General features: G+C 49.7%; 8 protein-coding genes. 1 reads left to right on the forward strand and 7 read right to left on the reverse strand.

What is annotated here, in order from left to right:
* Positions 1-6: 6 nt before the first annotated feature.
* Together CLOSYM_RS19755 and CLOSYM_RS19760 are read right to left on the reverse strand one after the other, a co-directional pair.
* On the reverse strand, positions 7-1,647 hold the full coding sequence (locus CLOSYM_RS19755; RefSeq protein WP_330362925.1) for a potassium/proton antiporter: 1,641 nt from the start codon (positions 1,645-1,647) through the stop codon (positions 7-9).
* Between the two features lie 79 nt (positions 1,648-1,726).
* Complete coding sequence (locus CLOSYM_RS19760; RefSeq protein WP_021643513.1) at positions 1,727-4,669, reverse strand: EAL domain-containing protein; 2,943 nt, start codon at positions 4,667-4,669, stop codon at positions 1,727-1,729.
* Between the two features lie 201 nt (positions 4,670-4,870).
* Here CLOSYM_RS19760 and CLOSYM_RS19765 point away from each other — a divergent pair, with 201 nt between their 5' ends.
* Entirely contained in the window at positions 4,871-5,365 is a 495-nt protein-coding gene (locus tag CLOSYM_RS19765; RefSeq protein WP_021643515.1) for a hypothetical protein, read from the forward strand.
* A 108-nt stretch (positions 5,366-5,473) separates the two neighbouring features.
* Here CLOSYM_RS19765 and CLOSYM_RS19770 read toward each other — a convergent pair whose 3' ends face one another.
* The 5 genes from CLOSYM_RS19770 to CLOSYM_RS19790 all read right to left on the reverse strand — a co-directional run bounded on the left by CLOSYM_RS19770 (position 5,474) and on the right by CLOSYM_RS19790 (position 12,322).
* Positions 5,474-6,754, reverse strand: coding sequence for a DUF1576 domain-containing protein (locus CLOSYM_RS19770; RefSeq protein ID WP_003503323.1), 1,281 nt, complete (start codon positions 6,752-6,754; stop codon positions 5,474-5,476).
* A gap of 176 nt (positions 6,755-6,930) precedes the next feature.
* Positions 6,931-8,277 carry a hemolysin family protein gene (locus CLOSYM_RS19775; protein ID WP_021643517.1) on the reverse strand — a complete coding sequence of 449 codons (1,347 nt, stop codon included), beginning with the start codon at positions 8,275-8,277 and terminating at the stop codon, positions 6,931-6,933.
* Between the two features lie 433 nt (positions 8,278-8,710).
* On the reverse strand, positions 8,711-9,985 hold the full coding sequence (locus CLOSYM_RS19780) for an L-cysteine desulfidase family protein (protein WP_003503319.1): 1,275 nt from the start codon (positions 9,983-9,985) through the stop codon (positions 8,711-8,713).
* Between the two features lie 21 nt (positions 9,986-10,006).
* A complete protein-coding gene (gene cysK, locus CLOSYM_RS19785) occupies positions 10,007-10,936 on the reverse strand; it encodes a cysteine synthase A (protein ID WP_021643519.1) in 930 nt (309 codons plus the stop codon).
* A gap of 21 nt (positions 10,937-10,957) precedes the next feature.
* A complete protein-coding gene (locus tag CLOSYM_RS19790; protein ID WP_021643520.1) occupies positions 10,958-12,322 on the reverse strand; it encodes a C-GCAxxG-C-C family (seleno)protein in 1,365 nt (454 codons plus the stop codon).
* Positions 12,323-12,451: the final 129 nt, after the last annotated feature.

A 12,451-nucleotide genomic window follows, 5' to 3' on the forward strand; every position in this document is an offset into this window, starting at 1 on the left:
CGGCAGTTAATCCGCTGAAATCAGAACCGCCTCAGGAGGCAGCTTCTGTGAGTAGACGACGACAAGATCCTGATCGAGTATCATCGTATCCCCGCTGGGGATAATAACCTGATCTCCGCGTTTGACCATCACAATAATCGTATTTTTGTAAAACTTAGCCTCACGGATTTTTTTATTGCACCAACGGTGTTCCGGTGTAATACGAATCTCTTTCAGAAGAATTTCGCGGTTATCGGAAAATCCTTCCGCGCCCAGAATAACCGTATCTCCGGGGAGAATTTCCGTATTCCCCTTGGGCACCACCACCCGTTCCCCCCTCTTAATCACTGCTATCAGCGTTCCCGGGTGGAGCCGGATCTCGCGTATTTCCCGGTTCACCCACGGATGCTCCTTCCCTATGGGAAGCTGGATAAACTGAATCTGCGTATTCTCTGTGTAGTCGGTAAATGTCTTCATGACATCGGCATTCTCATCTATCATCTCACACTTTTTCGCCAGAACCGGAAGCAGGGAACCCTGCAAAATGATCGAGAACAAAACTACGCAGAAAACTATATGGAACACGTCGTTTTTCGTATAGCTGTCACTCACCGCCGCCATAATAGCAAATACGATAGATGCCGCCCCCCGCAGTCCGGCCCATGACACAACGAGATATTGCCGGAACGGTGTCTTAAACGGAGCCAGGAGCAAACCCACTGCTGCCGGCCTGGCCACAAAGGTCAGAAACAGGGCGATTGCCAAGGCAGGCAGAAGGATAGAAGGCATCTGTGAAGGAAATGCCAGCAGTCCCAAAAGGAAGAAAATAAGAATCTGCATAAGGCCGGTGAATGCGTCGAAAAAGCTCACCAGCGTCTTTTGGTTCTTCAGAGTCTGATTGCCCAGAATAATTCCGGTCAGATAAGTGCTAAGGTAGCCGTTCCCCCCTATCAGGGATGAAAAGGCATAAGAAATGATCGCAACGGCAAAGATGAATATCGTGTCGAATCCCTCACCGTAAAACTGGTACCGGTTCAGGAAACGTGATGCGGCAAACGCCACTCCTGCGCCGACCAGCAGGCCGAATAACAGCTGACTTGCAAGCATTCCGGCGATCTGCCCGACTCCCATTGTCCCGGACATCGCGGTGAGAACGATGATTGTCATCATATAGGAAAAGGGATCATTACTTCCGCTTTCCAGCTCCAGCATGGATGCCGAACCGTATTTTAAGTTAAGCTTGCGGGAACGCAGAATCGAGAATACGGAAGCGGCATCCGTGGAACCAAGAACGGAACCGATCAGCATACCCTCCAGGAAATCCATGTTCAAAACGAAGTAGCAGAACAGGCCGGTCAGCACTGCCGTCAGCACTACGCCCACCGACGACAGAAGGACTGATTTTCCCGCTACCGGCCGCGCTTCGCTCCATCTTGTTCCAAAGCCACCGTAAAACATAATAAAAATCAGGGCAACGGAACAAATCTGTTCCGCAATTTCATAATTGTCAAATGCAATCTTAATCACCCCGTCCGAGCCAAATAACATGCCCAGCACTATAAACACGAACAGGGTGGGGACACCGATGCGTCCCGAGATTTTACTGCTCAAAATACATATGAAGATAACAATGGATGTAATAAATAGTGATAGTGTAAGTGTGATAATATCAGCTCCTGTTAGTTTATTTCTTTTATTCTACAATAATATGCCGGAGAAAAGCCAATAAATCCGTGTTCAGAAAATGTTAAGAACCAGATAGCCCTGTCTGTTTATCCATCATTTCTTCGAATTTTTCCACCGTTAACGGTCTGGCATAATAGTATCCCTGGGCCAGACAGCAGGAATAGCTTTTCAGCATCTCCACCTGGCCCTTTGTCTCAACCCCCTCGGCCAGCACCGGAATGGACAGCGCCTTTCCCATGGCAATCACCATCTGAAGAATGGTTTCCGCCCTGCCGTACGGATCCGGTTCGCTTAAGAATCTCATATCCAGCTTAATCTGATCCACCGGTGCCTCTTTGAGCATGTTGAGTGACGAGTAACCGCTTCCGAAATCGTCCATTAAAATCTTAAATCCCATTCTCCTAAGCTGCCTAATATGACTGTGAATCGTCCTTGAATCTGACGCATAAGCCGTCTCCGTCACTTCCAGTTCAAGCAGGTCCAGGGGAAGCCGGTACTTTTGGGCCGTCTTGTACAGATGCTCACATAATTTGGGGTTATAAAAACCGACTCTGGACAAGTTGACCGATACCGGCACCGGCTGCCTGCCTCCGTCCAGCCATCTTCTCAGCACTTTACACGTCTCCTCAAACATATAGAGATCCAACTGGCCGATAAACCCGTTATGTTCGAAAATCGGAATGAAATCACCGGGCGGCAAAATTCCTCTTTCAGGATGTACCCAGCGCACCAGAGCCTCGGCTCCGATGATCTTCTCTGTTTCCATATTGAATTTCGGCTGTAAGTATACATGGAACTGCCTCTGCTCCATGGCCCTGTTCATCTCACTGACGATTAGCTGTGAATGGATTATCGCCTCCCTGTGGGAATCGTCATATACGGCCACGTGTCGTGCATAATTGCCCTTGATGCTGTTCACCGCGATATGCGCTCTGTCGCACATAATGTTGATGCTCTTATCCCTGCCGTGAACGTGATAAATGCCGCAGGAAACTTCAACATTCATGTCAATCGGATACGTTTTCAGCTCACTTCTTATCTTATCCGTAATCTCCTTTGCATATTCATCATCTTCCTCCGTACAGACCACGAAGTGATCGCCCTCAAAGCGGGAACAGACTCCCCCCTTCTCTGCCGTCCATTCTTTAATAATCCCGGCCAGGAAAATAAGGATGCCATCCCCTGCCTGTACGCCGAACAAATCATTGACAACCTTGAAATTCTCCACATTAAAGAAGATAATTTGAAATCGTCTGTCCGGTCTTTCGTCCATATACCGGAGCGCCCGTTCATAGAACGCTTTGCGGTTATACATCCCCGTCAGCTCATCAGTCTCAGCCATAAGCTGGTAGGCCTTCTTCTCCTTTAGCTCCATCATAATATGCATGTGCCTGCGGTACATGAGCGCTGCCAGAACTATTACGGCGGCTGTCAATGCAGTCAGGAAGATAATCTGTTTCCTGTAAAAGTACATAGTATCAATCAATGTATCATGATAGGATTGCGCCACCGTATGCGACATTATAATCTGGTTAATCGTATTATCGCCAAGGGAATTGATGGATTTGTTCAGGATACTCAGCAATTTCCTGTCCGCCTCCCTGGAAATCATCATGCAGCTTTTCTCCTCCATTGACTGCATGGACGTGACAGCCAGCGTTGAAAAGTCTCTCTTTTGCATAAAATAATTGGCCGCATGGGTATTCTGTATCGTCAAATCCGCCTCATGCTCCTTTACCGCGGTAAAACAGTCTTCCAGATTCTCTTTAAATATAATACCAAACCGCTGGAACTCGGCGGGCAGAAGGCTGTCCGCGTTCTCGTAGGAACAGGGCAGCGCCATCACTCCATCCTTCAGGCCGAAGATATTGACTCCGGAGTTTGATATAACCAGGGATGGCTGGGACATGATAATTTCCGTAAGCTGCACGCCTGTCTCCCGGCTCTTTTCCTGACTGAATAAAATTCCGGCTGCAATATCAGCGCGTCCGGCCTTAATCAAGTCCTCCGGCCGGCTGCCGGACGGTTCGGCGCTCAGTATAAACTCCAGTCCGCTTATCTCCCCAATCTTTCTTGCGAGATCGGGAAAAATACCGGAGGGTTCCCCCGTCTCCGGGTCAACGTAAGAAAGAGGATAAAAACCGTCTATACAGGCCACGGTTAATGGAGCGCTTTCCTTTACATATTCGGCCTCCTCCCTGGTCAGGAGCGGCTCCTCCGTCACGGTATTATCTCCGTAATATTCGTAATAAAGCTCTTCCACTATGTATGGTGATGATGAATATATGTTTCTCAGGGCATCATTGAGACTTTCCAGAACCTCATCATTGCCTTTGGTTGTGATAATATAAAAGGGAGCCGTGCCAAGCATATCCACAATTCTCAGATCGGTCTGTCTCGACAGACTGCCAATCACAGCCAAATCTGCCCTGCCGCTTTGAACCGCATCCGTAATTTCATCTACCGAATCAAGCTCCAAAGCCTCGTAACTGAAGCCCTTGAGCTTTGCAAAATCCGCAAATTCATCACTCTGATAAGAATCTTTCAGCACGGCAGCCGTCGCACCGTCCATCGCCTCATAATCCTGATAATATATGTCATTGCTTCCCTTATTTGTATAGACAAAGGTACTTTCACGCCCGATTGGAAACTCCGTATACGCGAACCGGGCCCTCCTGTCCGGCCTGCTCTGAGCGCAGCATACGAGATCGATCGTCCCCCGCTCCAGCTCGTTAAGACATTCCTCCCAGGTGTTGTAATAAAACTCATACCGCCAGCCGGTATACTCTGAGATTTTATCGAGAAAGGCTACGCCGTATCCATCAATATATCCTCCGTTCTCCTGCACGATAAACCCATCATAATTGATATATCCGACCCTCAATGTCTGTCTGCCTTGCTCCGAGGCTGATACAGCAGTTCCGGCCGGCGCCGTCAGTGGATATAAAAAGATAAGCACGGCAGAACAAAAAAATATTCCGAACTGCCTCAGATATTTCAACATATTCCATTCCCCTCCCGGCAGAGCCTGAAAACCATTCCGCCTATTGCTATTATATCACTTCTGCCGGAATTTGCACTAATCGCCGCCGCTTTTTGAGCGAAGTGCCAAAAATCCCCCAAACTCTTGAATTTACCTGAACCCGGTGCTATACTTCACCCTTGGAAAGATACATATCCGTTATAAAGTGAGGTATAGTTTGAAATGAAAAGAAAATTTTTAGCCGTGGGGCTGGCCGCAGCCGCAGTTGTATCAATCACCTGCGGATATATGACCACCGCAATGGCTGCCGGACCAGTGAATCAGACGGAGGATGAGGACGCCTGTGATTTGCAGGACATCATGGAGTCGATAGAGGATGAGGCGCTCAGGGAATCCCCTGCCGCCAAGATCACTGCATTTGCCGCCGAGATACAGGATACGGTATCAGGACGTGACCTGGAAGCCCTGGCCGAACTGTGCGATTTTCCCATCAGCGTTACAATGCAGGACGGAACTTCCCTGACCGTCAATTCCCGGGAAGATTTTATTACTCTTGGGAAGGAGTCCGTGTTCACAAGAAGTCTGGTACATGAAATTGGAATTGCAGATCCGGCCGGACAGCAGATTTACGGAAACGGCATCGTCATGGGAAACAGGAATAACATTATAATCAACAGGATGCATGGCTCCCTGGCAGTTACCGGATTTAATTTTTAACAGCAGAACGCTCAGGCATACATGTTTCAGGGATTCAAAAAAGAGGAGATAAGATGGCAGCCCTCCGGCTTCCACATATCTCCTCTTTTACTTTGCATCGGAACCTCACTACAATGAAATATCGCTCCCCGCCCTGGCTCTTCTGTCTCTGATGGAGTGAATCACAGGCACCATGAAAATCGCAACGATACCTCCGGCAAAACCGTTATTATACAGATTCATTCCGCCGTAGACAATGCCTACATTCATCGCCACCGATGCGTGGAGGAATCCTGCCAGCAGACCGGCAATAACGCCGAATTCACCTGCAACCGGGGCCAGCGTCGTGGAAAACAGCAGCGCCAGCATGGCGGACGGGTTATTAATCTCCCAGGCATGGGTCAGGCTGGCCAGGCATACGCCCGTCATAATCGGGAAAATGTTCCTCAGATGCTTTCCCGTCGCACTGAAGCCAACTATTGTAAATATTCCGCCGATTGTGGGCCCGTTCAAATCGCTTCCCACCGCCAGTACAAAGAGCGTGGCAAAGATCCCGTTGATTCCCATATTCAATATAGTGGCGGCTCCACCCTCGTCCGCCAGATAATCCGTACCGGATATACCGGTGGTTTTTAAAATCCGGCAGTAGGCATGAACCACTCCCTCCCCGCCCAAAAGCAGGGCCCCCAGTATCATGCCGCCGAACAGGATGCCCAATAATATCAGAAACAAACAGTTATTTCCGGAAGACCAGATAAGCCGCGCTTCCGTCTCTATACCGAATGACTTCAGGGATGATACGATAACCGTGGCAATTATTCCGGCTGCAAAACCGACATTGTAAAGCGAGTAGCCCTTATGGGCATAGTGAACATGGGTAGATAACGGCGGAAGCACAAAGCCGATAGAAATCCCCACTCCCACGGTCAGGAGCAGCCGTCCGAGCAGAGGCATATCCACGATATGCATAATCTGTGTGATAATCGGCGATAAACTGGTACCGTAAATTCCCACATATATATATTTTGAAAGTGAAGTTTTATGGTATTTGGCGTATAACAGAACTCCCAGAAGGATAGCCCAGATATTCATCAGGTTTTTGCCAAAAAGTGAGAATCCAAACATCAGACAGCTGGACGTAATGGTGTGCCCATCCATCTCCATGTCGAGAAAATAGATAAATCCGATACTCATTAAAGTGAGGGCGCCGGCGTTGATAAAGGCTGCCCCAATGCCGCCCACTGCTATGTAGTCCGTAATCAGGAAATCCGGCTCCCTTATCATGGTGTAAACGCCCTCGAGGATTCCTTCCAGCGGCTGAAGCAAAAGTCCCGCAACAATGAAGTAAGCTGGAATCAGAGCCAGCAAAAGGAATTTCCTTTCTCTGGTCAGAGATTTCATTTTGATCATAAATACACTGCCTTTCCGAAAAAAAGGGTATGCAAATTCTAAAGTACAGCTCCTTTGCATACCCTGTCCGTCTGTTAATATAACGTTAATTTTACTCTTTCTATATTTTATTTCTTTTCCGGAATATTTGCAACTATTATTTTTATTTTATAACAATAATAAATAATTGTTTATATTCAGCCGGTTTTTCTCACCTCGTCCTCTTCCTGCTTTTGTTCCAGTTTTTTTACAAGGACGGACTCTATCCGTCTGTTTTTTATCTGTTCCACATGAATACTCAGGCCCTCCGTCTCCACATCGAGAGTTGTGCCGTCCGCCGGAATGGTGTTGAGGCAGCTTAGCACCAGGCCGCCTACGGTCTCATAATCTTCCTGCTCAGGCAGGGTCATCCCCAGAGTCTCCGAGACGTCCCTGATCAGCGTGCATCCCGGAAAACGCCAGAGATTGTCATCCATCTGCTCGATCTCCGGTTCTTCCTCGGCATCAAACTCATCATAAATGTTTCCGACTATTTCTTCCAGAAGATCCTCCATGGTGATGATGCCGCTTATCTCCCCGTACTCGTCTATGACAATCGCCATATGTATCTTCTTTTTCTGCATATCGCCAAAAAGCTGATCCGCATGCATTGTCTCAGGTACGAAATAGGGCTGGTGGAGAAGCTCGCCCAGGGGCTTTTTATCCGTTCTCAGATTTAGCAGATACTCTCTGGAATAGAGAATGCCCAGGATGTCACGGCCGTCTTTATCATATACCGGAAAACGTGACAAACCGGTTTCACGGATTTTTTCAACGATCTCTTCTTCCGTATCACCAATTTGAAATGACTCCACCTCAAAGTCCCGTGTCATTGCCTCCTGAACCGATGTGTCGTTAAACTCAAATACATTCTGGAGCCACTCCGTCTCCTCTTCGTCGATAGCGCCGTTCTCTTTTCCCAGGTCAATCATCATCCGTATCTCATCTTCCGTAACCTGCTCTTCCTCTGCTTCCACTTTCATATGAAGAAGCTTCAGCATGGTGTTGGTGGAAAACGCCAGAAAACCGATAACCGGTTTCATGCCGAAAGCAATGGCCGATACCGGTCCGCTGGCAATCTTGGCCACTTCGTACGGCTTTTGCATTGCAATACGTTTTGGCACAAGCTCTCCGAATATCAATGTAAAGTACGACAGAATAATGGTAATCACAATTACAGAAACCGTATCAAGCGCGCTCACCGGCAAATATTGAAAACCAAGACCGTTATAAATCCAGTTTGTCAGGCTGTCTGAGAAGTTCTCCGCAGCAAACGCGCTGCCCAGGAATCCGGCCAGCGTGATGCCTATCTGTATCGTCGAAAGAAATCCGGCCGGTTCTTCCGCCATCCTCAGCAGCCTTCCTGCCGTCTTATCTCCTGTCTCCTGCAATCTCCTGAGCTTCGCCGTATTAAGCGATATCACGGCAATCTCCGTCGCCGCAAAAAAAGCGTTTAAAAGTATCAGTGCCGCCTGCACAATCAGTTGTTGTGGTAATTCTCCCACCGTTATCTCTCCTTTTCATTTCTTATATTTTGAGCTCGAAAAGGCACAACCTGCTTAAGTAAAAGCAGATTGCGCCTCTATTTTACGGCTCAATATTTAAATTGCTGTTTTTTACATCAGCGTCGGGGGCGCTGTCGTCCATCCTGTATTACACTCCTTTTCAACTGCCGCCAATATACCGGCGGTATTGTCATGCACCATTATATTACAGGATATGCGGTCAGGCCGCAATAGTTTACGGGAGAGCTTAACGAAAGCTTAGCATGGGTTGTTACGCTTCACAGCCCCTCCAGAATTGATTCCGCCTCCTTCCCCCGGTCAGGTTTTCGCAGGGTCGGAAGACTCATATACACACCCCACCACCCCGTCCGCTGGCCGTTCCGGCGGCGTCCTCACCTTTAACTAAATCTACACAACCGTGAGAGCAGTAACGTTACTCCGTCATAATTCTGATAATTTCCTTGTCCGTCTCCTTCATGCCTTCCTTCCCCAGACGGCCGATATTGCGGATCGTGTTTTCCACGCCCTTGGCTACAAGACCGTCACCGCCGTAGAACTGCTGGCCTTTCTTGTACATCTTATAGCCCAGTATCCCGGTATCCACCGCAACCGCTATCTTTGCCGCGCAGGAGGCTTTGGCCCCGTCACAGACGATTCCCGATGTGATGGCCAGAGCGTTAACCAGAGTGTGGGCAACCACCTTCAGATCGCCGCCTTCCAGGTAGGCAATTCCCGCGCCTGCGCCCGCACCTGCGCTGACAGCTCCGCAATAGGCGGACAACCGTCCAATTCCTGTCTTCTGATGAAGTGTCACAAGATTGGATAACAGGAGCGCCCGGTACAGCTTTTCCCTGCTGCACTTCAATTCTTTTGCATATTCAATTACAGGCAGTGACGCCGTCATTCCCTGATTTCCGCTGCCGGAGTTAATAATAACAGGCAGGTCACAGCCGTTCATCCTTGCATCGGATCCTGCCGCCGCCATCGCCTTAGCCCTGTTCTCAATCCTGTCTCCGTATTCCTCCATCAGAACACGGCCGATGTTGGCGCCGTAGTCTCCGCGCAGGCCTTCCTCGGCAATTGCCGTATTATATGCAATCTGACGGTCCAGGACGGCTTTTACGTCCTCCAAATCTGCCGTATCGGCAAAATCATATATCTTCTCGATTGTCAGCAGGGAATAGTCGGGGGCGTCACAATCCTCTTCTTCTCCCGCCTGCTTTTCAAACAGGATTTTACCGTCTTTTTCTATCTCTATAATATTCGTATGCTCCTGCGCAATTCTCACCCGCGCGCGGGAACCGTCCTTCTTTGCCGTCACCGCCATATCCAAAAGGTAGGGCGTGTCGAGAGGCGCCACCGTTATCTCAACTTTCTCCATATAAGCGCCGAGGCCCGCTATATCCTCGTCCGTAACCTTTGACAGCACTTCCAGTTCCAAATCTTCTCTTCCGGCCAGGATGCCGACGGCGGCTGCCGCCTCAATTCCCCGGCGCCCGCCGGAATTAGGCACAATTACGCTTTTTACATTTTTTACAATGTTGCCGCTGACCTCCACCAGAACCTTATCCGGCAGGACCCCCAGCACCGATCTGGCTTTTGCGCTGCAATAGGCCAGGGCAATCGGTTCCGTACATCCCATTGCCGGAACCAGCTCACGTTCCAATATCTCCACATACGTCTTATAACAAATATTATCCTTCTCCATTTATGAAATCCTTTCCCCTTCTTATCGGAACAGTTCTGTCGACAAATAGCGTTCACCCGTATCGGGAAGAACCGCAACAATCCGTTTCCCTTCGTTTTCCGGCCTCCGTCCCAGCACAACTGCCGCCCACAGAGCTGCGCCGGACGAAATTCCCGTCAGAAATCCCTCTTCACGGGCCGCTGCTTTTCCGAGCCGGTAAGCGTCTTCTTCCTTTGCCGTAATAATTTCGTCGTAAATTCCCGTATCGAGTATTTCCGGTATGAAGCCGGCGCCGATACCCTGAATGCCGTGCGGTCCCGGAGCTCCCCCGGAAAGAACCGGTGAGCCTGCGGGTTCCACCGCCGCCACATAGACGGACGGATTCATCTCTTTCAGATAGCGGGCCGTCCCGGTAATCGTCCCCCCGGTACCCACTGTTGCCACAAATATATCCACTTTCCCGTCCGTATCCTCCCAAATCTCAGGACCGGTACTATGATAGTGTGCGTCAGGATTGGAGGGGTTGGTAAATTGTCCTGCAATCCAGCTGTTATCCGTTGTCTTCTGAAGCTCTTCTGCCTTTTCTATGGCTCCCTGCATGCCCTTTTTCCCGTCCGTCAATACCAGCTCAGCCCCATGCGCCTTTAACAGCATCCTGCGTTCCTCACTCATACTGTCCGGCATGACAATCACCGTTTTGTAGCCCCTGGCGGCAGCTACGGCAGCCAGTCCCACACCCGTATTACCACTTGTCGGTTCTATGATAACCGAGCCTCTTTTCAGGATTCCCGCCTTCTCCGCGTCCAGTACCATCTGCAGTCCTACCCTGTCTTTGGCGCTCCCGGCCGGATTAAAGCACTCCAGCTTTGCAAGGATTTCAGCGTTTACCCCCTCTGCCTTTGCCAGTCTTCTGAAGTTCACAAGCGGGGTATGTCCTACCAGCTCTTCAATACCCTGATATATTTTGCCCATGGCGGCTCCCTCCTTTTTCCGTCAGCAGGTTGCTCCCCCTTTGAGATGAACCTGCGCATTAATAATCTCATCTTTTCGTTCCAGCAGCTCATTTCCTAAAAGCTGGGCTTCCACATTTTCAAATCCCAGTCTCTCAATCGTATCGGAAAAGCGCTCTCCGGTGATTCCCTGCTCACGGAACAAAAGAATCGCTTTTTCCAGAACCTCAAGCACCTCTTCTTCCGATTTGAAAATCTTCCCAAGCTCCCTGCCTTCGGCCGTTCTCTTGCCCCATCTGCCGCCGATTACGGCCTTAAATCCCTTTGTCTCTTCCGTCACCGCGTCAAATGGACATTTGCTTGTACAGCGTCCGCAGTTATTGCATTCCTCTTCAGGTATGCGGACCGTGCCGTCCTCCACGGCCGCCGCGCTGACGGGACAGGCGTCCACTACCACACAGCTTTTGCAGCCCTTGCAATTATCCGCATCGTTTGCCGGTATGCTCTGTCCGATGATACCGAAATCATTCAGGTCCGGCTTTACACAGTTATTCGGACAGCCGCCAACCGCTATTTTGAATTTGTGGGGCAGCTTCACCTCATGGTAGCCTTTATAGAATCTGGTATGTATCCGGTCTGCCAGTGCAAATGTGTCACACAGTCCATACTGGCATGTGGTTCCTTTGCAGGAAACGACCGGCCGGACTTTAGATCCGGTTCCGCCTGTCTCCAGGCCAGCCTCAGCGACACATTCCCTGAACGGTTCAATATTCTCATATGGAATACCCGTTACCTCTATTGTAAGACGGGTTGTCAGTGCAACATGGCCGTCCCCGTATTTCTCCGCTGCTTCCGCTATTTTGGCACTCTCTGCCGCCGTTATCTTTCCGTTTCTGGTGATAATCCTGCCGTTAAAGCAGTCGGTACCTTTATTATGCAGGAAACCAAGCGCCTTGACTCTGGTAATGTCCTCCGGGCTGACTGTAACCTCCTTGCACTCTGCCTCGATAAGCCCCTCTGCCGCCAGAAAATTCTCCAGCAGCCTGTAGGAGATTTCAACCGTCTTGTAGCACCGGCTGTCCTCCTGCGTATATTTTTCTTTCAGTACGGAACATTTTGTGCTTCCCAGCTCTCTCTCGAACATCTGGCAGAAGTTTGCACACTTTTCTTTGAACCCTTCCGTTGCATGCGCCCGTTCCTCCACCAGAAACATGCTGATAACCGCCATGGCGCTGCTCAAGGCTCCGCAGGTCCCGCCACAGCCCATACCTCCGCCGAATCCGCTGACCAGACGGAATGAGTCCTCATTCAGTCCGAGATGATATTCCTCATTTGCTGCGCGGAGTATGGTTTCCGCACAGTTATAGTCCTTTTCCAGATAATAACGGCGTAATTTATGGTTGTTCATTTGTATTTTCCTCACTTCTATATTTATATATCTATGCGTCAGGTGTGCGCCTGCAAAGCGACGGCGCAGCGGACCCTGCGGCTAGCTTTGCAGACGTGCGCCCGGCGTGGATAGCGGGCGCTGTATGCA

Origin of the sequence: [Clostridium] symbiosum ATCC 14940 (genome assembly GCF_000466485.1) — a bacterium.
In the GTDB taxonomy this organism is placed as follows: domain Bacteria; phylum Bacillota; class Clostridia; order Lachnospirales; family Lachnospiraceae; genus Otoolea; species Otoolea symbiosa.

Excerpts from the sequence above, each read along its gene's own strand:
- CLOSYM_RS19780 (WP_003503319.1), bottom strand. The coding sequence starts at position 9,985 with ATGGAGAAGGATAATATTTGTTATAAGACGTATGTGGAGATATTGGAA.
- cysK (WP_021643519.1), bottom strand. The coding sequence starts at position 10,936 with ATGGGCAAAATATATCAGGGTATTGAAGAGCTGGTAGGACATACCCCG.
- CLOSYM_RS19790 (WP_021643520.1), bottom strand. The coding sequence starts at position 12,322 with ATGAACAACCATAAATTACGCCGTTATTATCTGGAAAAGGACTATAAC.
- CLOSYM_RS19770 (WP_003503323.1), bottom strand. The coding sequence starts at position 6,754 with ATGATCAAAATGAAATCTCTGACCAGAGAAAGGAAATTCCTTTTGCTG.
- CLOSYM_RS19760 (WP_021643513.1), bottom strand. The coding sequence starts at position 4,669 with ATGTTGAAATATCTGAGGCAGTTCGGAATATTTTTTTGTTCTGCCGTG.
- CLOSYM_RS19765 (WP_021643515.1), top strand. The coding sequence starts at position 4,871 with ATGAAAAGAAAATTTTTAGCCGTGGGGCTGGCCGCAGCCGCAGTTGTA.